Genomic DNA, 240 nt, shown 5'->3' on the forward strand with positions numbered 1-240 from the left:
AGTTTGTGTTTGTACAGCTGTGTTATCAAGAAAATCACCATAAGCTTTGCTAATAGTCTCAAAATCATTTGAATTGCTAATTATATCTTTTAGTTTATCGGCTTGTGCTTTTTCACTAGTTTGATTTTCTAAAGTATCATCTGTCATTGCAGCTTTATAAGTATCTATATGACCTAATAAATCGTTCTTAAACTTATCTAAAGCTTTTTGTTCTTCTGTATGGAAAGTATTATAAGCGTT

At 29.2% G+C, this 240-nt stretch carries 1 protein-coding gene; it reads right to left on the reverse strand.

Annotation, left to right across the window (positions count from 1 at the left end; translation table 11 throughout):
* A partial coding sequence (locus KJQ99_RS11500; protein ID WP_214150786.1) for a hypothetical protein occupies nucleotides 1-240 on the reverse strand: 240 nt, incomplete at both ends.

This window comes from Campylobacter sp. 2018MI13, assembly GCF_018501135.1.
In the GTDB taxonomy this organism is placed as follows: domain Bacteria; phylum Campylobacterota; class Campylobacteria; order Campylobacterales; family Campylobacteraceae; genus Campylobacter_E.